This is a genomic window from Campylobacter sp. RM9331 (assembly GCF_020137685.1).
Lineage (GTDB): Bacteria > Campylobacterota > Campylobacteria > Campylobacterales > Campylobacteraceae > Campylobacter_E.
In genome coordinates this window covers 49,547-70,806 of the sequence record NZ_JACGBA010000005.1, presented here as the reverse complement: position 1 = coordinate 70,806, position 21,260 = coordinate 49,547, and the positions used below count along the sequence as shown (strand labels likewise).

The 21,260-nt window shown below is 27.4% G+C and carries 27 protein-coding genes; 8 read left to right on the top strand and 19 right to left on the bottom strand.

The window, feature by feature from the left end; genetic code table 11:
* Positions 1-176 precede the first annotated feature (176 nt).
* Genes dnaK through AVBRAN9331_RS03525 form a run of 3 tightly spaced genes read right to left on the bottom strand, consistent with a single transcriptional unit; the run spans position 177 to position 3,400 of the window.
* Positions 177-2,042: a molecular chaperone DnaK gene (gene dnaK / locus AVBRAN9331_RS03535; RefSeq protein ID WP_336612409.1), complete on the bottom strand. Its 1,866-nt coding sequence runs from the start codon at positions 2,040-2,042 to the stop codon at positions 177-179.
* A gap of 12 nt (positions 2,043-2,054) precedes the next feature.
* On the bottom strand, positions 2,055-2,618 hold the full coding sequence (locus tag AVBRAN9331_RS03530) for a nucleotide exchange factor GrpE (protein WP_336612408.1): 564 nt from the start codon (positions 2,616-2,618) through the stop codon (positions 2,055-2,057).
* The gene (locus tag AVBRAN9331_RS03525; protein ID WP_214120281.1) at positions 2,615-3,400 is read right to left on the bottom strand and encodes a hypothetical protein; all 786 of its coding nucleotides are present in this window, start codon (positions 3,398-3,400) and stop codon (positions 2,615-2,617) included. The genes AVBRAN9331_RS03530 and AVBRAN9331_RS03525 overlap by 4 nt, the downstream gene beginning before the upstream one ends.
* Positions 3,401-3,648: 248 nt before the next feature.
* On the opposite strand from AVBRAN9331_RS03525, the gene AVBRAN9331_RS03520 reads away from it, so the two are divergent.
* Positions 3,649-3,894, top strand: coding sequence for an XRE family transcriptional regulator (locus tag AVBRAN9331_RS03520; RefSeq protein ID WP_214118828.1), 246 nt, complete (start codon positions 3,649-3,651; stop codon positions 3,892-3,894).
* Between the two features lie 2 nt (positions 3,895-3,896).
* Positions 3,897-4,046 carry a hypothetical protein gene (locus AVBRAN9331_RS03515; protein WP_214118826.1) on the top strand — a complete coding sequence of 50 codons (150 nt, stop codon included), beginning with the start codon at positions 3,897-3,899 and terminating at the stop codon, positions 4,044-4,046.
* Between the two features lie 57 nt (positions 4,047-4,103).
* Here AVBRAN9331_RS03515 and AVBRAN9331_RS03510 read toward each other — a convergent pair whose 3' ends face one another.
* Together AVBRAN9331_RS03510 and AVBRAN9331_RS03505 are read right to left on the bottom strand one after the other, a co-directional pair.
* A complete protein-coding gene (locus AVBRAN9331_RS03510) occupies positions 4,104-4,571 on the bottom strand; it encodes a peptidylprolyl isomerase (protein ID WP_214118824.1) in 468 nt (155 codons plus the stop codon).
* A gap of 9 nt (positions 4,572-4,580) precedes the next feature.
* On the bottom strand, positions 4,581-5,288 hold the full coding sequence (locus tag AVBRAN9331_RS03505) for a YebC/PmpR family DNA-binding transcriptional regulator (RefSeq protein WP_214118822.1): 708 nt from the start codon (positions 5,286-5,288) through the stop codon (positions 4,581-4,583).
* A 55-nt stretch (positions 5,289-5,343) separates the two neighbouring features.
* Between AVBRAN9331_RS03505 and AVBRAN9331_RS03500 the strand changes: the two genes are divergently transcribed.
* Positions 5,344-5,868 carry a GNAT family N-acetyltransferase gene (locus tag AVBRAN9331_RS03500; RefSeq protein WP_336607048.1) on the top strand — a complete coding sequence of 175 codons (525 nt, stop codon included), beginning with the start codon at positions 5,344-5,346 and terminating at the stop codon, positions 5,866-5,868.
* On the opposite strand, the gene AVBRAN9331_RS03495 is transcribed toward AVBRAN9331_RS03500, so the two are convergent.
* The 7 genes from AVBRAN9331_RS03495 to AVBRAN9331_RS03465 form a co-directional block, all read right to left on the bottom strand.
* Positions 5,854-6,606 (bottom strand): TSUP family transporter, encoded by a 753-nt coding sequence (locus tag AVBRAN9331_RS03495; protein ID WP_214118818.1) that lies wholly within the window; start codon positions 6,604-6,606, stop codon positions 5,854-5,856. The genes AVBRAN9331_RS03500 and AVBRAN9331_RS03495 overlap by 15 nt on opposite strands.
* Before the next feature lie 97 nt (positions 6,607-6,703).
* Entirely contained in the window at positions 6,704-7,462 is a 759-nt protein-coding gene (locus AVBRAN9331_RS03490; RefSeq protein ID WP_336612407.1) for a sulfite exporter TauE/SafE family protein, read from the bottom strand.
* On the bottom strand, positions 7,449-8,222 hold the full coding sequence (locus AVBRAN9331_RS03485; protein WP_336612406.1) for a TIGR02757 family protein: 774 nt from the start codon (positions 8,220-8,222) through the stop codon (positions 7,449-7,451). The genes AVBRAN9331_RS03490 and AVBRAN9331_RS03485 overlap by 14 nt, the downstream gene beginning before the upstream one ends.
* Positions 8,219-9,208, bottom strand: a complete 990-nt coding sequence (locus tag AVBRAN9331_RS03480) for a glycoside hydrolase family 3 N-terminal domain-containing protein (protein ID WP_214118812.1) — start codon at positions 9,206-9,208, stop codon at positions 8,219-8,221. The genes AVBRAN9331_RS03485 and AVBRAN9331_RS03480 overlap by 4 nt, the downstream gene beginning before the upstream one ends.
* On the bottom strand, positions 9,205-10,083 hold the full coding sequence (locus tag AVBRAN9331_RS03475; RefSeq protein ID WP_214150452.1) for an NAD(P)H-dependent glycerol-3-phosphate dehydrogenase: 879 nt from the start codon (positions 10,081-10,083) through the stop codon (positions 9,205-9,207). The genes AVBRAN9331_RS03480 and AVBRAN9331_RS03475 overlap by 4 nt, the downstream gene beginning before the upstream one ends.
* On the bottom strand, positions 10,080-11,498 hold the full coding sequence (gene gatB, locus AVBRAN9331_RS03470) for an Asp-tRNA(Asn)/Glu-tRNA(Gln) amidotransferase subunit GatB (protein ID WP_336612405.1): 1,419 nt from the start codon (positions 11,496-11,498) through the stop codon (positions 10,080-10,082). The genes AVBRAN9331_RS03475 and gatB overlap by 4 nt, the downstream gene beginning before the upstream one ends.
* Positions 11,498-12,181: a F0F1 ATP synthase subunit A gene (locus AVBRAN9331_RS03465; protein ID WP_336612404.1), complete on the bottom strand. Its 684-nt coding sequence runs from the start codon at positions 12,179-12,181 to the stop codon at positions 11,498-11,500. Before AVBRAN9331_RS03465 ends, gatB begins: the two co-directional genes overlap by 1 nt.
* 130 nt (positions 12,182-12,311) lie before the next feature.
* Here AVBRAN9331_RS03465 and AVBRAN9331_RS03460 point away from each other — a divergent pair, with 130 nt between their 5' ends.
* The 4 genes from AVBRAN9331_RS03460 (at position 12,312) to AVBRAN9331_RS03445 (ending at position 14,454) form a co-directional block, all read left to right on the top strand.
* Positions 12,312-13,346, top strand: a complete 1,035-nt coding sequence (locus AVBRAN9331_RS03460; RefSeq protein ID WP_336612403.1) for a flagellar basal body P-ring protein FlgI — start codon at positions 12,312-12,314, stop codon at positions 13,344-13,346.
* A 149-nt stretch (positions 13,347-13,495) separates the two neighbouring features.
* On the top strand, positions 13,496-13,756 hold the full coding sequence (locus AVBRAN9331_RS03455; RefSeq protein WP_239803721.1) for a rod-binding protein: 261 nt from the start codon (positions 13,496-13,498) through the stop codon (positions 13,754-13,756).
* A gap of 54 nt (positions 13,757-13,810) precedes the next feature.
* A complete protein-coding gene (locus AVBRAN9331_RS03450; RefSeq protein WP_214118801.1) occupies positions 13,811-14,026 on the top strand; it encodes a flagellar biosynthesis anti-sigma factor FlgM in 216 nt (71 codons plus the stop codon).
* Positions 14,026-14,454: a hypothetical protein gene (locus AVBRAN9331_RS03445; RefSeq protein WP_214118799.1), complete on the top strand. Its 429-nt coding sequence runs from the start codon at positions 14,026-14,028 to the stop codon at positions 14,452-14,454. The genes AVBRAN9331_RS03450 and AVBRAN9331_RS03445 overlap by 1 nt, the downstream gene beginning before the upstream one ends.
* Positions 14,455-14,472: 18 nt before the next feature.
* On the opposite strand, the gene AVBRAN9331_RS03440 is transcribed toward AVBRAN9331_RS03445, so the two are convergent.
* From AVBRAN9331_RS03440 to bioD, 7 genes are all read right to left on the bottom strand, one after another.
* Entirely contained in the window at positions 14,473-15,783 is a 1,311-nt protein-coding gene (locus tag AVBRAN9331_RS03440) for an MATE family efflux transporter (protein WP_214118797.1), read from the bottom strand.
* Positions 15,784-15,831: 48 nt separating this feature from the next.
* Positions 15,832-17,166: an acetyl-CoA carboxylase biotin carboxylase subunit gene (locus tag AVBRAN9331_RS03435; protein ID WP_214118795.1), complete on the bottom strand. Its 1,335-nt coding sequence runs from the start codon at positions 17,164-17,166 to the stop codon at positions 15,832-15,834.
* Between the two features lie 10 nt (positions 17,167-17,176).
* The gene (gene accB, locus AVBRAN9331_RS03430) at positions 17,177-17,626 is read right to left on the bottom strand and encodes an acetyl-CoA carboxylase biotin carboxyl carrier protein (RefSeq protein ID WP_214118793.1); all 450 of its coding nucleotides are present in this window, start codon (positions 17,624-17,626) and stop codon (positions 17,177-17,179) included.
* Between the two features lie 114 nt (positions 17,627-17,740).
* The gene (locus AVBRAN9331_RS03425) at positions 17,741-18,445 is read right to left on the bottom strand and encodes a DUF3137 domain-containing protein (protein WP_336607841.1); all 705 of its coding nucleotides are present in this window, start codon (positions 18,443-18,445) and stop codon (positions 17,741-17,743) included.
* Positions 18,442-19,206 carry a DUF3137 domain-containing protein gene (locus AVBRAN9331_RS03420; protein ID WP_239803580.1) on the bottom strand — a complete coding sequence of 255 codons (765 nt, stop codon included), beginning with the start codon at positions 19,204-19,206 and terminating at the stop codon, positions 18,442-18,444. The genes AVBRAN9331_RS03425 and AVBRAN9331_RS03420 overlap by 4 nt, the downstream gene beginning before the upstream one ends.
* Positions 19,203-19,763, bottom strand: a complete 561-nt coding sequence (locus tag AVBRAN9331_RS03415; RefSeq protein WP_239803579.1) for a LemA family protein — start codon at positions 19,761-19,763, stop codon at positions 19,203-19,205. Before AVBRAN9331_RS03415 ends, AVBRAN9331_RS03420 begins: the two co-directional genes overlap by 4 nt.
* Positions 19,764-19,765: 2 nt before the next feature.
* Complete coding sequence (gene bioD, locus AVBRAN9331_RS03410) at positions 19,766-20,362, bottom strand: ATP-dependent dethiobiotin synthetase BioD (RefSeq protein ID WP_336612402.1); 597 nt, start codon at positions 20,360-20,362, stop codon at positions 19,766-19,768.
* Between the two features lie 53 nt (positions 20,363-20,415).
* On the opposite strand from bioD, the gene AVBRAN9331_RS03405 reads away from it, so the two are divergent.
* Positions 20,416-21,252: a biotin synthase gene (locus AVBRAN9331_RS03405; RefSeq protein ID WP_214117065.1), complete on the top strand. Its 837-nt coding sequence runs from the start codon at positions 20,416-20,418 to the stop codon at positions 21,250-21,252.
* Positions 21,253-21,260 lie beyond the last annotated feature (8 nt).

Sequence of the window (21,260 nt, the reverse complement as noted above, 5' to 3'; positions counted from 1 at the left end):
AAAATTAATTCAGAGCTTGCAATCTATTCTTGTATAAAAATATAATATTTACTAAATTTTACCATCAATAAAAATAAACATTAAAAGATATTTTAAATTAAGATAAATTAGGAATTTCAAATTGAAATTCCTAAAATTAAGGATAAATCCTTGTAAGACTAGTTTTTAATAAATTATTATTCTACTTCTGCATCTACTGCATCATCTTTTTCGCTTTTTTTAGCGTCTTTGCTATCATCTTTTTTGTAAAGATTTTCAGCTAATTTATGACTTGCGTCGCTTAGTTTTTTCATTTTCTCATCTATTTGAGCTTTTGTTGCGTTTTCATTATTTACTACATCATTTAGCTCATTTATTGCACCTTCAATCTCTTGTTTAATTGCAGGTTCAACTTTATCTCCTAAATCATTTAGGCTTTTTTGAACTTGATGAACTAGGCTTTGAGCTTGATTTTTCGCATCTACTACTTCTCTTCTTAATTTATCAGCTTCTTTGTTTTTCTCAGCTTCGTTTATCATATTTTTAATCTCTTCATCACTTAATCCGCTTGAACCTGTGATTGTGATATTTTGAGCTTTACCACTTGCTTTATCTAATGCACTTACCGTTAAAATACCATTTGCATCAATATCAAATGTAACTTCAATTTGTGGAACACCTCTTGGAGCTGCTGGGATACCTTCAAGGTTAAAATTACCAAGAGATTTATTATCACGGCTAAACTCACGCTCACCTTGTAAAACATTAATAGTAACTGCACTTTGATTATCTTCTGCAGTTGAGAATGTTTGGCTTTTTTTAGTAGGAATTGTTGCACCTTTTTCTATGATTTTACTCATAACTCCGCCTAAAGTTTCAATTCCAAGACTAAGTGGAGTAACATCAAGTAAAAGCACATCTTTTACATCACCTTGAATAATTCCTGCTTGAGTAGCAGCACCCATTGCAACAACTTCATCAGGATTTACGCTTTTATTTAGTTCTTTTCCAAATACTTTTTTAACTTCTTCTTGAACTAAAGGCACACGAGTTGAACCTCCAACCATTACTACTTCTTTAATCTCGTTTTTGCTAATTCCTGCTTCACTTATAACTTCATTGATTTTTGTGATAGTTTCAGCCACAAGTGAGTCAATCATTCCTTCAAATTGAGCTTTTGTAATTGTTTTTACAAGGTGTTTTGGACCTGTTGCGTCAGCTGTAATGAATGGTAAATTCACTTCAGTTTGATTTGTGCTTGAAAGCTCTTTTTTAGCGTTTTCTGCTGCTTCTTTTAATCTTTGTAACGCCATTTTGTCATTTCTTAAATCAATTCCTTGCTCATTTTTAAACTCAGTTGCTAAGAAATCAATTAATTTATTATCAAAATCATCTCCACCTAAAAACGCATTACCACCAGTTGCTAAAACTTCTACAACACCATCACCAGTTTCTAGAATTGTAACGTCAAATGTCCCACCACCTAGGTCATATACTGCAATTTTTTCAGCACTTACTTTATCAAGACCATAAGCTAGAGCTGCTGCGGTTGGTTCGTTTATAATTCTTAATACATTTAATCCTGCGATTTGACCTGCTTCTTTAGTAGCTTTTCTTTGTGCATCGTTAAAATATGCTGGAACGGTAATTACTGCATCAGTTACAGGTGTTCCTAAATAGCTTTCAGCATCTTCTTTAAGTTTCATTAAAACTTTTGAAGAAATTTCTTGTGGAGTGTAAGTTTTACCTGCAATTTCTATCGCACAAGCACCATTTCTATCTACTATTTTATAAGGTAAATGTTTTGCCGCTTCTTTAGCATTATCTTCATTCATCATAAGACCCATAATTCTTTTAATTGAATAAATTGTTTTTTCTGGGTTTGCTACTGCTTGGCGTTTTGCACTATCACCTACTAAAACTTCGCCTTTATCTGTAAATGCTACTATTGAAGGAGTTGTGTTTTTTCCTTCTTTATTTGGAATTACTTTTTTTTCTCCACGCTCATAAATTGCTACACATGAATTTGTTGTTCCTAAATCTATACCTATTGCTTTTCCCATAATTTTCTCCTTTTATTTTGATACGCTTACTTTACAAGCTCTAATTATTCTGTCATTTATCATATAACCCTTTTGAAACATAGCTGCAACACAATTTGGCTCAAGCTCTGCTTCAACATGCATCATAGCTTCGTGATAACTAGGGTCAAATTCATCACCTTCATTAGCTACGATTTCTTTAATTCCGTGTTTTGCTAGGATATTTTTAAATAAACTTAAAGTATTATCAATACCTTGTTTAAGTTGTTTTGAAAACTCATCATCTGCTTCAAAATTACTAGCATTTTCTAATGCGTCTAAAACAGGTATTAAATCCTTAAGAAATCCTTCTTGTGCATATAAAACAGCACTTTGCTTATCTTTTTCTAAGCGTTTTTTATAATTTTCAAAATCTGCATTAGCTCTAAGATAAGCGTCTTTTAATTTTGCAAATTCTTCATTTGCCTTATCAAGCTCTGCTCTTAAAGCAATTTCTTCATTACTTAACTCATTTTGTTCGCATTCACAATTTTCATTGCATTCGCAAACTTCTTCGTTATTTACTACATTTTCTTCTTGCGTGGCTTTTTCGCTCATATCGCCTCCCTTAATTGATTTAAAACATTTTCATAATCTGTAAAAATACTACCTGCAATTATTAAAGAGCTTTTATTTTGCATATAATTACAATCTAATTTAACTCCCATAAAATCAGGTAAAAATAGCTCATCATAAATCAAGTTATTAGTAAAATAATCAAGTAACTTTAAATTCATAATAGAACTAAATGAAGAAAGTTTTACAATATTTGCAAAAATTTTTTCTCCACATATAAATTTAATTTTATTTTTAAAAGAATTTTCAATATCACTTAAAGTATTTATTAAATTTAATCTATATAAAATCGTCTTAATATCATTTATCTCGTATCCTTTTAACTGATTAAAAAGTATATTTAATTCATCGTTAAAATCAATCAAAACCCTATTTTCTATAAAATCTAAAATAATAAATCTATTTTCAATGTTTAAAATATCATTTAAAAATATTTTTTTGTTATCAACAATAAGGAAAAACAAATCATTCTCGTTAGCAACTCTTAATAAATTTAAAGTTGAGTTTAATTCTAATTTAGAATTTAATTCATAATTAAAAAATTGCTTCCAATAATATTTCATAGCTTTTTGAGTAGGAATTCTTCCACCGCTTGCGTGAAGTTTTGAAATATAACCATCACTATCAAGTTGTTTAAAATAAACTCTTATAGTGCTTGCAGGAACATTCAAACTATCTTGCAATAACATAGAGCCAATTGGATTTTGCTCGCTTAAATAAGCTTTAATCATTTGCTCTAGTATAAAATCAGTTTTTTTACTCATTATCACTCATACCTTAAAATTGATAAATGAATTATATCACTTGAGTTGTTAACTATCAAGTAACTATTTAGTCTAATACACTCAACTTAATTTAGTAAAATTATTTAATCATATATTTTATACATTATTTCGTATATATTTTATTTTTTAATGTATTGATTTAAGGATATTTTGTATTTTTTATATTTTTTTACAAATATAAACTCCGTTTTAGCGAAGTTTAATTTTTAAAATCGTATAATTTAAAAATGATTGAGACGAACGATATATTTAATTTATTACATAATGCGATAGAAAGTAAAGAAAATGGTAAGAAAATTTCTTTGCAAGCAATGTCGCAGCGTTTAGGATTACCTATGCGAACTTATCAAGACTGGCGTTTAGGTAATTCTAAACCACAAGCAGTAAAAGCTGTATTTACAATGCTTTGTGAATTAGATGATGATGAGTTATTATTTTTAATGTCTCGTATAAGAAAACAATTAAAGGATTAAAAGTGATTACCGAAAAGGAAAGAATAGAGCTTGATATGATATTTAATAGTATTAGAACAAGTAAAAAAAATATAATAAAAAGATATTTAAAAAATATCTGCAAAAAACTTTTATATCCTCGTAAAAAGCAATATAATCATCAATTTAATTAATTTTCAAATTCTTTAACCTAAATTAAAGAATTTGAATCATATCTTAGATATTTTAAATTATTTTATTTCAATACTTTCAATAATATCGCCTTGGCGGATACTATCAAGAACCTTTAAGCCATCTTCATTATTAACTTGACCAAAAATCGTATGAACTCCATCTAAGTGTGGTTGTGCTGAATGACAAACAAAAAATTGAGAGCCACCAGTATCACGACCAGCGTGAGCCATAGATAAAGTCCCTCTTAAATGCTTATGCTCTTGATTTTTGCATTCACATTTAATATTCCAACCAGGACCACCTGTGCCTGTGCCTAAAGGACAACCACCTTGAATAACGAAATTAGGAATTACTCTATGAAATTTTAGACCATTATAAAATCCATTTTTTGCTAAATGAACAAAATTTAAAGTAGCTTGCGGGCTATCTTTAAATAAAGTTAATTTCATATCACCTTTATTTGTCTTAATAATCGCTTCATTAATATTTTCTAAATCTGCAAAATTGTCATATACTTTTAACATAATTTTTCCTTATTCTATATTTGTATAAACTGCTTGAACATCATCATCTTCTTCAAGCTTATCTAATAATTTTTCAAGTTCAGTGATTTGCTCTTCACTAAGACTTATTGGATTGTTTGGGACATATTCAAGTCTTCCACTAACAAGCTCTAATTTAAGCTCATCAATTCCTGTGCTAAGCTCTTTAAAGCTATCATAAGCTCCGATAATTCTTACATTTTCTTCTTCATCTTCTAATTCTTCTAAACCAAAATCAATTAGGCTTAATTCTAATTCTTCTAAATCCATATTAGGTTTTTTACATACAAAAACACTTTTTCTTGAAAATAAAAATTCTAAACTACCATTTACAAGTGGAGTAGCTCCGTTTTTATTAAAAATAGCTTTTATATTAGCTGCGGTTCTATTGGTATTATCAGTAGCAACTTCAACTATAATTTGCACTCCGTAATTAGCTTTAGCTTCATAATGAAGGCTTTTAATATCGTTTCCATCTTTACCTGCTGCTCTTTTTAATGCCGCGTCAATATTATCTTTTGGCATATTTTGAGCTTTTGCTGTTGCTATTGCTGAACGAAGTTTTGCGTTCATTTCAGGGTCAATTCCACCTTCTTTTGCTGCAACTTCAATAGCTTTTGCTAATTTTGGAAATATCTTACTCATCTTATCCCAACGAGCTTCTTTTGCTGCACGTCTGTATTCAAACGCTCTTCCCATATTCACCTCTTATAATTAAAATTTGGTTAAGATTTTACAAAAACAAGGATAACTAATGATTAGACCTGCTAGAATGAGTGATTATAAGGCTTGCGAGATTTTAGACTTAGCAATGGCTGAGTTTAGTGAAAACTTTTTTAACGAGAAAGACTATCATAAAAAAATAGAAAAATTTTATGAATTTTTTGGCAAGGAAAAAACTAGATTTTGTCTTGATAATTTATTTGTATATGAAAAAGACAATCAAATTATTTCAATTTGTTGTGCTTATGGCGATAGAGAATATAATGATGACGCTTTAAAGCAATATTTAAAAAATATAAACTCAAATTATGAGATTATAAAAGAATGCGATAAAGATGAATTTTATATAGATAGTGTAGCGATAATTCCTAGCTATAGAAAAATGGGGATATTAAAAGAAATGCTTGAATATGCAATTAATATAGCAAAAAATAAAGGTTATAAAAAAATTACACTAATAACCAAATCTTCACAAATATACGAAAGATATGGTTTTAAAGTAATAAATGAGTGCAAAGAATTTGAAAACTATTTTAAAATGCTAAAAGAAATTTGAATATATTAATTTACAAATAGTGCAAAAAACAATAATTATAAAAACCCATCTAATTATATTTATATTAATTTTTAGAAGACATTTACCACCTAAATAAGCGCCTATTATCCCACCTATTCCCATAATAAGACCAAGTTTAATTAAAACATCATAAAAGCACAAAAAGAAACATAAAGAACAAACATTGCTTGTAGTGTTTAATAATTTAGTATTTATTGATGCTTGCTTTAGATTAAATCCTAATAAAGAAGTAAATGCTAATATCCAAAATGAGCCAGTTCCTGGTCCTATAAAACCATCATAAAATCCCAAAATAACACCAAAAATTATTAAAAATAAAGTAGTGCTTAAAATAGCTTTTTTGTTTATATTCCCTAGATTTGGCTTAAAAATAGTATAAATAAATACTAATATTAAAATAACTAAAATAAGTGGCATAATAGCTTCATTAGATATTAAAAGCAAAACATAACTTCCAAGAATTGAAAAAATTGCTGTTATTAAAATTCCAAGTCTTAATTCTTTAAATTTTATTTCTTTTCTTAAACTAAATACAGCAGAAACTGCAGCCATACTAGCTTGTAACTTACTAGTTGCAATAGCTAAAGATGGTGGCACTCCAAGTCCTAAAATCACAGGCAATGTAACAAGTCCGCCACCACCCACAATAGCATCAATAAAACCACCAATAAAAGAAGCTAAAAAGCCTATAAAATATTCTAATAAACTAAATTCCATAAAGAAATTATATAATAATTTTAGTTAAATTATACAAGACTAAATAAGTTTATAAAAAGTCTTTTGTATAAATAAATTTTATAATTTGTAATAAAAATTATTTTAAATAATATTCATAAGTTAGTTTAAGTAAAGTTATAAAAACAATAACTAAAAATATTTTTTTGATAGAATCACTTTTATATTTTAAAACAAATTTAGCACCTAAAAATGCTCCAAATATACCACACATAGCCATTTTTAAACCAAGCGAATAATAAATCTTAAAATCTATCATAAATATTATAAGAGAAATCATACCGCTTGCCATACACAAAGCCTTAGCATTAATACTTGCTTGTTTAATATCTTGACCTATTAAACTAATGCTAGCAAATATCCAAAATGAACCTGTAGCAGGCCCTAAAAATCCATCATAAAATCCTATCAATAAGCCAAAAAACGTATAGAATAATTTTTCACTCATTATTTGCTTAGCTTTAATACTACCTAGTTTTGAATTGAAAATAGAATATATAAAAATCAATAAAAGAGTAAATAATATAATGGGTTTTAATGGTTCAGGATTAATTATTAAAAGAACCCTAGCACCTAAAATACCACCTATTATGCTAAAAATCATTCCTATAAATACTTTTTTAAATTCTATATATTTAAAAAGGGTTGAAAACGAACAACACATCGCAAACATTGCTTGAAATTTATGAGTGCTAATGGCTAATTGTTCTCCTAAACCAAAAGCAATTAGCATAGGTATTATAATAAGCCCTCCACCGCCGCAAATTGCATCAATAAAGCCAGCAAATAATGCCGATATTAAAACTATAATTTCTTGGATAATACTAATTTCTGGCATTTTTAATTAATTCTTGTAAAGAATTTTCATCATTAGTCTGAGATATTCTATATAAAGCAAAATCGTATTTTAAAGGGTCTTCATCACAAAAATTTTTTAAAGCCTTACTAAGCTCTAGCATACATTTTTGATCGGCTTGTTTTCTTTTAATAAGCCCTAACATAAGCCCCATTTTATGTGTATGTGTATCAAGTGGCATTAGTAAATCAGCAGGGCTAATTTCACTAAACAAACCTAAATCTAAATTATCATTTCTTACCATCCAACGATAATACATACAATATCTTTTATACGCACTTGTATTATTAACTTTACTAAAAAAGAATTCATACCCATCACTTCTATAATCATTCAATGAATAAATCTCAGTAATTAAAGCTTGAATAACTTCTAATATTTTATTATTTTTGCTTGTTTTATAAATTTTATGACTAAAATCTTTTATACTTGATTTTTCTTTAAATCTTTTTAGACTAATAAAAATTTCTGCTACGTCTCTTTCGTTTTGAAATCTATATTTGTGATTTATTTGCCTTATTTCTTCATCACTTTTATTAAGTAAAGTAAAATCAAGTTTTTTTAAAAATTTTACTATAGCACCAGCATTTCCATACGCAAATAAAGCGCATATTAAAGCAATAAATTCTATATCTTTGCTATTAATATTATCATATACTACTTGCAATGGGTCAGGGTGTGAATATAAATTATCAATTGTATTTTTAATACCACTTTGCTCATCTAATAATTTTTTTATCATATTCTCTCTTTTAAAGAAGTAATTTTTATATAAGATTCTTCTAATCTACTTCTACTTATTTTACCATCATCTACTGCTTGACTTATAATATCAACAACATAACTTGCTGTATCTCCATACTTTATCCTAGATAATCCAAAATACAATATATCAACTCCAGCATTTATACTATCAATTATCCTATCTTTAAAATCTATACCATCTAAATCACCACCTAAGATATCATCACTTACTATTACCCCATTAAATGATAAATCATTTTTTAATATATTAATGATTTTCTTAGACATATTTGCTGGTTTTTTATCTAGTATAGGATAAATTTTATTTGAAACCATTATCATATCAACTTTATTAGTTTGTGTAAAATCATAAAATGGCTTTAAAAAACTTAATCTATAATCTTTAACAAAACTTGAAGAATTATTCATATCTCCAGGAAAAGTTTTAGCTGCTATTAAAATATTACTTTGCCTAAAAGCATCAGAGTATTCTCTAGCATAGATACTAAGTTTATCTAATAAATCATTAGTTATACTAGTATTTACCCCTAATGTTAAATTTAAATTAAGTCCTAATTCTTTTAAATTTAAAGCTGATTTTAGATAATTCAATCTAGCATCATTAATATTTAAATTCTGATTAATAAAATCAGGTTCTTTACAATATAAAAAATCATAATTTTTATCTAAATCTTTATAATCAATACCTAAAAATAATGGATTTACAATTGCTATATTTTTAAATCTACTTACTAATTTTTTTGCCTGTTCAATATCTGTGAAATTATTTGCCCTAAAAACTATACCACCAACTTTTCCAAGACTAGCTTCTTGACCTAATTTTCTTATATTGTATTCTTTAATATCTTTTCCATTAAAACCTATCATAATCATCTGACCAGCTAGTCTTTGGGTGCTTATATTTGATAAATTTTGAGAATACAATACAATATTTATAAATAATATAATTAAAAATTTTTTCATTTTTTTAATAAATCTTGTAAGCTAGTTTTTACATTCTTGCCATTTAAAATTAATAAAATTTCATTAGCAATAGGACAATATATATTATGTGTTTTTGCAATTTTACAAACTGATTTAGTGGTATCAATTCCTTCAGCAACTTCATTTAATTCTTGCTTAATTTCATCTTGATTATAGCCCTTTGCAAGCATTAATCCCACTCTGTAATTTCTTGATAATGTTGAGCTAGCAGTTAAAAATAAATCACCTGCCCCACTTAAACCTAGAAAAGTATTATCTTTAGCACCAAAAAACTTACCAAATCTAGTAATTTCTATAAGACCACGAGAAATAAGAGCAGCTCTTGCGTTATTACCTAATTCTAATCCATCACAAATTCCACTAGCAATAGCAATAATATTTTTATATGCACCACAAATCTCAGCACCAACGACATCATTATCGGTGTATGTCTTTATAAAACTAGGAAAAAAATTAGCAAATTCTTGATTTAACTTATCATTAACACCACTAATTACAAGTGCTGTTGGTAAATTTTTACTAACTTCTGCTGCAAAAGATGGGCCAGTTAAAACACTAATATTTTCTATTGGAAAAAACTTAGAAAATACATCGTGTAAAAACAAGTCTTGATAAATACCTTTTGAAGCGATTAATACATAATTATCATTTAAATTACTAAAGTTAGCTCTAAGATAATCATAGGTTCCTTGAGCACTTAATGCAAATATTAAATATTTACTTTTTTTAGCTTCGTTTATATCAATATATTCACCTGATTTTTTACTAAAAGAACAAATATTTACTTTGTTATTAAGTGAGATAGCATGAGCTATTGCACTACCCCACTTACCAGAACCAATTACGCTAATCATCCAAGCTTAGCCTTTAAAAGCTCATTTACTTTATTTGGATTAAAAGCTCCTTTGCCTTCTTTCATAGTCTGCCCTACAAAAAATCCAAACAATTTATCTTTACCCGACTTATATTCAGCTACCTTATCTGCATTCTTAGATAATATTTCATCTATTATTGCATTAATAGCACCATCATCACTAACTTGTTTTAATCCTAGTTTATCAATAGCATCGCTTACACTTATATCGTTTTCAAACAAATAAGCTAAAACATCTTTGCCTGCTTTATTTGATATTTCATTATTTTCAATAGCTTTTATCAAATCTGCTAATTTTTCTTTTCCCACAGGAGAATTTGTTATATTTAATTCACCTTTTAATAAACCCATTAATTCTACACTTAACCAAGTTGTACTAAGTTTTGGAGAACAACCTGATTTTATTAAATATTCAAAAAACATAGCCATTTCTAGTGAGCTTACTAAAACCTTAGCATCATCTTCTTTTAGCCCATACTCGCTAACATAACGAGATATTTTTTCATCTGCAAGTTCAGGAATTGCAACATTAATCATATCGGCACTAGCAAATACAGGTAATAAATCAGGGTCTGCAAAATATCTATATTCAGCAGCTTCTTCTTTGCTTCTCATAGGTTTTGTAACAAGTCTTGTAGTATCAAATAATCTTGTTTCTTGAACTACTTCACTATCATACTTACCATCCATCCAAGCAGCTATTTGGCGTTCTTTCTCATACTCTATTGCTTTTTGAATAAATTTAAAACTATTTAAATTCTTAATTTCTACTCTTGTATAAAATTTATTATCGCCTTTAGGTCTAATAGATATATTAACATCACATCTAAAAGAGCCTTCTTGCATATTAGCATCACTAATATCTAAAAATCTAATAATAGAATGAAGTTTTTTAAGATAAGCTACAGCTTCATCAGCACTTCTAATATCTGGCTCACTTACAATCTCAAGTAGTGGAGTTCCCGCACGATTTAAATCTACTAAAGAATTATCGTTTTCGTGAATATTTTTACCTGCATCTTCTTCAAGGTGAGCTCTAGTAATTCCTACTATTTTTTTACCAAAATCACCTTCAATTTCTAATTTTCCACCTTCAACTATTGCCACATCAAATTGTGATATTTGATAAGCTTTAGGTAAATCAGGATAAAAATAGTTTTTTCTATTAAAAATACTTACTTCATTAATTTTTGCATTAATTGCTTTACCAAAATATATAGCCTTTTGTAAAGCTTCTTTATTTAATACAGGTAAAGCTCCAGGCAATGCCAAACACACAGGGCAAACATTAGTATTAGCAACTTCACCAAAACTTGTCGCACAAGAACAAAAAATCTTAGTTTTTGTATTAAGCTGAGTATGAACTTCTAAACCAATAACTACTTCAAATTCCATTAATGCTCCTCATCAATTGCAATAGCACTAGCTATATATACATAAGTTAAAATCATAAATACAAACGATTGTAAAAATGCCATAAATGTTAAAAGAAAATATGGTGGAAGCGGAGCTACGATTGGAACTAAAGCCAAAATAACACCTAAAAATAAATCATCTCCTTTAATATTTCCAAAAAGACGGAAAGATAAAGAAACTATACGAGAAAAATGTGATATCACTTCAACAACAAACATAAGTGGAGCAATCAATTTAACAGGACCAAAAAAATGCTTGAAATACTTAAAAAATCCTTGAGTTTTTATGCCTTCGTAATGATAGTATATAAAAACAATTATTGCTAAAGGAAGTGTTAAATTTAAACTAGCACTAGGAGCTTCAAATCCAGGAATTATACCTATTATATTGCTTACAAAAACAACTAATCCAAGAGTAGCGATTAAAGGAACATATTTTAAAGCTGCTTCCTTTGAGCCTAAAGTATCTTTACCCATAGATAAAACACCATCTAAAAACATTTCCATAATATTTTGAATACCTTTTGGAACTAATTGCATTTTAGAAGTTGCTAATTTTGCTAAAACCAAAATAATTGCAATAACTAAAACGAAATGAATTAAATAAGTAATCGCTTTATTGTCATCAGCTATAAAATCACTAAATAAAAATAAATTGTGCATTTATTATCCTTAAAATTTGAAAGTAATCTGCTGATTTTACAAAAGCTAATTTAGTATTTGGTTAATGTTTTTGTAAAAAATATGGAATATGATTTGCTTAATTTAAACATATTTAAAATAAGGAAAAATAATGAGATTTATGATATTTTTGATATTTATATTAAATTCCTTAATGGCTTCACAAATAAAAGATATAGCAAATATTGTTGGAGTTAGGGATAATGAATTAATCGGATATGGTTTGGTTGTTGGTCTAAATGGTAGTGGAGATGGTTCTAGTAGCGAATTTACTATTCAATCAATTGCAAATATGCTAGGCTCTATGAATATCAAAATAAACCCTGATGATATTAAAAGTAAAAATACCGCAGCAGTTATGATTAGTGCAAAATTACCTGCCTTTGCAAAAAGTGGGGATAAAATTGATGTAAATGTAGCTTCATTAGGTGATGCTAAAAGTTTAAAAGGTGGAACACTTTTATTAAGTGCTTTAAAAGGTGTTGATGGAAATATTTACGCATTAGCTCAAGGAGCGCTTAGTATAGATAGTAGTGGCAAAGGTGCTAGTATGACAAATGCAAAAATAACAAATGGGGCTAGTATAGAAAGAGAAGTTAATTTTGATTTTAACAATCAAGAAAGAATTACTCTAAGTCTAAAGCAAAATGATTTTGCACTAGCTAGTAAAATAAAAAATGCAATAAATAAAGCTTATGATTTAGATATAGCAAAAGCTACAGATGGTAAAACAATAATAATAGAAAGACCAGAAGAAGAAAGTGCAGTTGATTTTATAGCAAAAGTATTATCGCTAGATGCTGGAGAAATAAACGCAAATAGTAAAATCATAATAAATGAAAAAACAGGAACGATAATAAGTGGAATTGATGTAGAAGTTAGTCCTGTTTTAATATCTCATGGAAATATAACAATTAAAATTGAACCTAAAAGACCTTATGAGCTAAAAGACAATGAAGTTGATTTAAAAGATGGTAGTGTAATTGATACTAGCTCAAATATTTTAAGAATTACTAACGATAAAATAACTTTAGCAAATATCACTAGAGCCTTAAATAAACTAGGTGCAAGCCCTGCTGATGTAATAACGATTATTAAAAATTTAAAACAAGCTGGAGCAATTAATGCTGAATTGGAGATTTTATAATGGATATATCAAAAATTTATGAAAATACATATAAAAATACTCTACCAAATACAAATACCTTAATAAAATTAAGCGAAGATAGTAAAAATAATTTTTCTAATTTATTAGAAAAAGAAATTAATAAAATAGAAAATAAAAAATCTCATGAAATTTTAAATTCTAATTTAATAAACCAGCCAAATACTGCAAAAGTAGATGAAAAATTGTTAAAAGAACAAACAGATGCTTTTGAAGCATTTATGATAAAAAGTGTCCTTGATATTAGTCTTAAATTAGAAAATCCACTATTTGGAAAAGACGCTGGAGATGATATTTATGGCTCAATGTATAATGATGCTATGAGTAAGGCTTTAAGTGGTGGGCTTGGATTTTCTGAAATGCTATTTAATTTTTTAAAAGAAAGGCTATAAAGTTTTTTAAACTAATTCCGATATAGTATGCAAATATTATAAAAAGGTTGAAAAATGTTAAACTCACTTAGTTCATCTATGGTATATTCAAGCCAAGATATTATGAAGCCAAAAGCTACAAAAAGTGAAAATGTTGATAAAACTGAAGTTAAAGAAACCAAAAGTTCTTTGAGCCCAAAAGCAGCTGCTATAGCTGAGCAAATTGCAAATGGAACTTATAAAATTGATTTAAAATCTACCGCAAATGCAATTGCAAATGAGTTATGCTAATGATAGAAAAAAGGCTAGCTACTGCTAATAATCTTTTATTAAAAATTATTAGCATAACAGAACAAGGAATAAGTGATATTAAAGAAGCTAGAAAAGACAGACTTGATACTCAAAATAAGGAAAAAGTAGAAGCACTTAATGCTTTTTTAAAAGAAAAACAAGCTTTAGATAATGCCTTACTTGAATTAGCTACTAAAAATAATGGTAATTTATCAGATTTATTAAGTGAAAAATCAAGCGATTTATTACAACAATTAAAATTTAATTTAAATTACTTATTAGCAAAAAACAAAGAATATGCAAAATATGTGCTAAGTGTTAAAGAATTTTATGATTCTTTACTTGAAGAAATGTTAAAAGATAGCATAGAAACTAACGGATACAAACAAGAATTTAAAAGCACAACAACACTAAATCATAAAATATAAATATCTTTTAAAAGATATTTATACAGCTGATTTGCTTTGCCATTTTTTACTTTTCCAACGATATGTATTAGCAAGTCCTCTTAAAAGTTCATCAACTACAAAAGCACTCCATATTCCAACCATGGCAAAATGTAAATGTATCCCTAAAATATAAGCTAAAGGAACGCTAACTCCCCACATAAAAACAATTCCAGCATAAAAAGGAAAAGCAGCATCCCCACTAGCCCTTAAAGAATTAACCATTACTATATTTAAAGCTCTTGAACTTTCTAAGAAAAAACTTATTATAAAAAGCGGTTTTATAATATTTATTAATTCATTGCTTAAACTAAGTGCTTGAAATATATAATCTTGAATTAAAAAAACAAAACTAGCATATACTAAACTACAAATTATTGCAATTTTTAATACTTTAAAACTTTGTTTATACGCTTTTTCAAATTCTTTTGCACCAACTAGCCTACCGATGATTATCTCATTAGCCACACTTAAAGCAGAGCTAGTAGTAAATATAAACATTGAAATTTGAAAAAATATACTTTGAATACTTAAAGCATCTTTTCCTAATAATCCAACAAAAGCAAAAATAACCATATATTGTGCTGACCATAGTAGATTTTCTCCTGCACTAAAGCCACCTATTGTCAAAATATTTTTTAATATTTTTTTATTAATTTTAAAAAATAGCTCAAAATAAATCTTAAGTTTTGCAATCTTAAAATATATATAAATTAGCATTGCAAGGCTTACTATCCTAGAAATTACACTTGAAATTCCCACTCCAAATAAGCCTAAATCATATTTATATAAAAATATAGCATTAAAAACAATATTAACTGCATTCATAATAAGCGATACAATCATTAATTCCTTAGCCTTAGCATAAGTTCTAATGACAGATGATAAAGCTATATTTAAGCAATCTAACAATATTACATAAGCTATAGTTTGTAAATATATTAATGAATAATCAAATATATCATTAGGAACATTTAACAACCTAAGCATATTGCCATCAAAAAAATTAATTATAAAAAATATCAAAATACCTAAAACCATATTAAAAGATATACTAATATGAGCTGACCTTATTGCTAAGTTTTTGTTATTAGCGCCTAAAGCTTGAGATATTAATACACTTGAACCAATTGAAAGGAATGAAAATATAGTTGTAGCTATTATAAAAATCTGATTTGCACTACTCATAGCTCCTATTAAAAACACATTGTATCTACTAATCATAATAGTATTTATGACAATAGAACTAAAACGAAGTAACATTTCTAAATAAATATTTAAAGATAATTTATAAAAATTAATTTCTTTCATAGCATTACTTAGGACTAAATGAAATTCTTAAAGAATTTCATTTAGGAATTATCTTCTTGATAAATAGTTTGTATCAAATTTATTGTTTATAAAATCAGGATTTTCCATCATAGAAATATGAAAATCTTTTGTAGTTTTAATACCACTTACTATTAATTCTTGTAAAGCACATTTCATCTTATGAATTGCCATCTCTCTTGTAGGAGCCCACACAACAAGCTTACCTATCATACTATCATAAAACGGAGGAACGCTGTATCCTTGATAAACATGGCTTTCCATTCTCACATTTGCACCTGCAGGAGCTGTATATCTACTAATTGTCCCAGGACAAGGTGTAAATGTTTTAGGGTCTTCTGCAGTAATTCTGCACTCAATTGAATGACCTTTAAAATTTATCTCTTCTTGTTTAGGTAGAGCTTTTCCTTCAGCTACATTTATCATATGACGAATAATGTCTTCTCCACTACACATTTCACTTACGCAATGCTCAACCTGTAATCTTGTATTCATTTCAATAAAATAAAAGTTTTGATAATCATCTAATAAAAACTCAAATGTCCCTGCACCTTCATATCCAATAGCTTTAGCTGCTCTTATAGCAGTTTCTAATAATTTTTCTCTAGTAGCTGGCTCTAAAATTCTAGCTGGACTTTCTTCTATTAGCTTTTGATGTCTTCTTTGCATAGAGCAATCACGCTCACCTATATGAATAACATTTCCAAAACTATCTCCTATAATTTGCACTTCAATATGGCGTGGATTTTTAATGTATTTTTCAATATACATTCTACCATCACCAAATGCACTTGTAGCTTCGCTTTCAGCAGACCAATATGCTTTTTCTAAATCAGCAGCCTTTTCAACCACACGCATACCACGACCACCACCGCCTGCAGCAGCTTTTAAAATAACAGGATAGCCCATTTCTTCAGCTAATTCTTTTGCAACTTCTACTCCACTAATAGCCCCATCACTACCTGGGATTACTGGAACACCTGCTCTTTTCATAACTTGTTTAGCTTTACTTTTATCACTCATAGTATTCATAGCTTCTACGCTAGGACCTATGAATTTAATATTATGACGCTCACAAATTTCTACGAAATTTTGATTTTCACTCAAAAAGCCATATCCAGGAAAAATCGCATCAGCACCACATAATTCAGCAGCACTAATAATTGATGGGATATTTAAATAACTCTCGCTTGATTTTGGACCACCAACGCAAATACTAGCATCACAATATTTTAAATATAAAGCGTCTTTATCAGCACTAGAATATATACAAATAGCTTCTTTACCCATTTCTTTAATCGTTCTAATAGCTCTTAGAGCTATTTCTCCACGATTAGCAATTAAAATCTTTTTAATCTCTCTCATTGCAACCTACTTATAGTTTTTCAACTGCAAATAATTCTGTTCCATACTCCACAGGTTGTCCATCTTCTACTAAAGCGCTTACGATTTTGCAATCAAATTCAGCTTCAATTTCATTCATAATTTTCATAGCTTCAATAATGCAAATTGTATCGCCTTTTCTCACTGTTTGACCAACTTTTACGAAACTAGCTGCCCCTGGACTTGGTGCTTGATAAAATGTTCCTACCATTGGGCTTGTAATTGCTGGATGAGTGTTTTTAGCAGGTTGTGCTTCATTTACTACATTTACATTAATTGGTGCTGGAGCACTTTGTGGCATTACTGCAGGAATTGGTGCGCATTCAACAACCGTTCCTTGCTTTTCTAAGCTAATTTCAAAATCGCCTTCTTTGATTTTGATTTTGCCTATATTTGCTTGAGCAAACATATCTATTAATTCTTTTATTTCTTCTCTTTTCATTTTCTCTCCTGATATAAAATTCTGACAATTTTAATGTTATAAATATAACAAAAATAAAATTATAACTTATAATAGCATATACTTTTAATTTCGTGTTTCAAATTCTCACATTTTTTAAAACTCATTAACAATATTTATTATGCTTTTAAATTCTTTTTCAATATTTTCACTAAAAGAAAAATTATGAATATAAATATGCAAATAATTATCTTTATAAAAAAGACTTATTTTGTGATTAATAAGTTTTGCATTATTACTAATAATATCTAATTTCTTAGGATTTAAGAATTTAAAAACTTCTAAATTATTATTAGAATACAATTTAAAATATTTATTAAAATCTACATTATCAAGTAAAATTAAAGGCTCTTTAACTCCTAAAATATCCTTAATATCGCTATTACTAACTATTATAAAATCTTTCATTTTTATATTTTTTTTACGAATATAAATTCCTTTAAAAATATCTTTTTCTCTTTTTTTATCTTTTTGTGTGTAGTAAGTGTTTTTAATATTAACCTTTAAAATATCTAAATCATCTTTATTATAAGCAAATTCTATATTTAAACTTTCACTATTTATTATGCCTTTTTTAATATCGCTTATATTTGATATTTCATTAAAATTATTGCTAATGAAAAATGGTTTGATTATATTTTTATACTGAATATAGCTAATAAAAAATGATGAAATTATAATAAATACTATCAAAATAAACATTATATAAATATTTTGAAATTGCCTAGCAATACCCCAAATTAAATATATTGCCAAACACACAATACAAATTATTCTAAAAACTTTTAAAAACTCTATCATTTTGCCTCATTAAATTCTTTTATAATTCTTAAAACACTTTTAAATTCATTCTCAATATTAGAAGAAAATAAAAAATTATGAATATAAATTTCTAAATATTCATCGCCATAAATCACACTAAATCTATGATTTATATATTTTGCAGCTGTTACGATATTTCTTAATTTTTTAGGATTTAAAAATTTAAAATCCTTAACCATATCGCTAGGATATAAAATAAATTTTTTATTAAATTCTACATTATCACTCAAATAACTAATCTTTTGATTAAATAAAATTCCATTATTAAAATATAAAAATAACAATCTCCTATTAGCAAAAATACCAAAATTATTATGAATTTTCTTCTTAACCCTTATATAAGTTCCAAAAAAATCAATGCTTAAATACTTAATCTTAACATCAAACATACCTATACTATCAACTTTTAAAAAAGAACAAAACAAAATATCTAAACCATTTTTTCTATAAGCATTAAAAATATAAGCCCTATCAGAAGCTATTAATGTATCTTTATATTTTTCCTTATCTTCAATCAAAACGAAATTATGTTTATAAAAAAACGGTAATACATATAAAAAAAGATTAAGAGTATAAATTAATAAAGCAAGTAATATTAAAGATACCATTAAATATAAAAAATGACTAAAATGAGTTAAATTCATATCCTTGCTAATATAATAATCATCTATTGCTAAACATAATTTATAAAATGCAAAAACAACTAAAACTATAAAAATAAGTTTTAATGTTTTAATCATTTAAATAAATCTTTTACATTAGGATTGCTTTTAATTTCATCTTTTACTTCATAAAAATCAGCTTTTATAAAATTAAAAGCATTAGCTATTAAATTATTTGGAAAACTCTCGCAATAATTGTTATAACTTGTAACTGCTGAATTATAAGCTCTTCTAGCAGCACTAATTTGCTCTTCACAATCTTTTAAAGCATTTAAAAGATTATTAACACTTGAGTTTGCCTTTAAATCAGGGTAATTTTCAAGTTTTATATTTAAATTCCCTAAAGCTTTGCTTAGTTCGTTATTTAAAGCAAATTTTTCTTTAGTATTATTTGAATACATAGCATTTTCTCTAAGTTTTACAATATTTTCTAAAGTATCTTTTTCGTATTCAAAATAAGCTTTTATAGAAGCTATTAAATTAGGTATTAAATCATATCTTTGTTGAAGTTCAACATCAATACTTGAATAAGTATTTTTTACATCATTTCTTCTTGCTATTAAAGAATTATAAGTAAAAATAACCATAATAATCACTAAAAACAAAATAGCCAAAATCACATAAATTATTTCCAAAACTAACTCCTTAAATATTTTTCAATTTCATTTTTAAATTCTTGTATCTTTTCATCTATGTTAAACTCATCAAAATACTCTAAATGAGCTATATTTACGCCCGTATAATTATAAATAAACTCATCAAGTCTAGTATCAATCTCGCCAATCATCACAACACAAACAATATCAAAACCATTATCTTGCAATGCTTTTATGCTTAAAATCGTATGATTTATCATACCCAAATAATTCCTAGCAGCTAAAATCACTTTACGCTTATGTTTTTTCATAAAATCAATCATAGTTAAATTATCATCAATAGGACAAAAAAGACCCCCAGCTAATTCAATAATCATTTTATCATCAATAGGCAAGATTAAATCATTTATAGAATATTCAATATTATCAACCTTTTTTGCTATGTGTGGTGATGCAGGAGTATTTAAAAATATCCCTTCTTTATGAACTTTTACATTCTTTACAAAACGCCTTAAAATATCGCTATCTTTATTACAACCTGCTTGAACTATTTTAAAATAAGAATAATTAAAAGCTTTACACAAAGCAACACATAAATGAGTTTTACCAGCGTCAGTATGAATGCCACATATATACATTTTTATCCTTTTTAGTTAGAATAAATTGTATTTTAACAAGTAAAGGATATAAAATGAAAGAAATATTTTTATGTTCAATTTGCAATGTAAAAAGTGGAAATTGTAGCGAAGATTGTGCGTATTGCACCCAAAGTAAGCATTATAATACAAATATTAATGTATATGATTATAAGGATATTAATACTATTTTAAACGAAGCAAAAATAGCTAGTGAAGCTGGTGCTTTAGGATTTTGCCTTGTTACTTCTGGTCGTGGAATTGATAGTAAAAAGCTAGATTTTATTGCAAGAGCAGCAAGTGCTATTAAAGAAAGTGGCTTGCATTTACACCTAATTGGCTGCAATGGAAGAGCTAGTTATAAGGATTTAGTATTTTTAAAAGAGCATGGAATAGATAGTTATAATCACAACCTAGAAACCGCCAAAAGCAATTTTAAAAATATCTGCACAACTCATACTTATGAAGAAAGATATGAAACTAATCAAAACGCTATAAATGCTGGGCTTGGCATTTGCTGTGGTGGGATTTTTGGCTTAGGCGAAAGCGATGAGCAAAGAGCTGAATTACTTGATGCTCTTGCGACTTTAAAGCCGCACACAAGTCCAATTAATTTTTATATAAAAAATGAAGCTTTAAAAATAAAAGCTAAAGAAATCACCAAAGAAGAAGCTATTAATATAATAAAACTTGCAAAAGAAAAACTACCAAATACAAGACTAATGGCTGCAGGTGGTAGAGAATTTGCATTTAAAGATGATTTTAAAGCTATGTTTGAAGCAGGGATAAACGCTATCGTGCTAGGAGATTATCTGACTACAAAAGGCGAAGAAAAACATAAAGATGTAGAACTCATCTTAAAAAGTGGCTATGAAGTAGCTAAGAGTTGCTAAAGTGTAAT